A 261-nucleotide genomic window follows, 5' to 3' on the forward strand; every position below is an offset into this window, starting at 1 on the left:
TTAAAAAAATTGGCCGCAGTGGGAAACCTGGCGGATGTCTTGTTCGTATAGGTCTTTTTAATCACATTTATGTGATTCCGGGTGATGGAACCGTTACCCCCTCCTTTGTTGGTCGTGGTGGTGCTGGCATCGCATGCGGCAGTGTTGCTTTCTCTAGCCGCCGTAATTGTGGTGTACTTTGTCCTCCAAGGCGGTCTCTTTCTTCCACTGCCGAGCCCGATCCGTGGACTCTCTGATGTATTCTTGCGTGTTATATGCAGC

At 50.2% G+C, this 261-nt stretch carries 1 protein-coding gene; it reads left to right on the plus strand.

What is annotated here, in order from left to right:
* Positions 1-236: hypothetical protein (locus RYX56_RS23345; protein WP_317124256.1), on the plus strand; the 236-nt coding region annotated here is incomplete at its 5' end.
* Positions 237-261: the final 25 nt, after the last annotated feature.

The sequence above is a fragment of the Alkalihalophilus lindianensis genome (genome assembly GCF_032843265.1).
GTDB classification, from domain to species: Bacteria; Bacillota; Bacilli; order Bacillales; family Bacillaceae_D; genus Alkalihalophilus; species Alkalihalophilus lindianensis.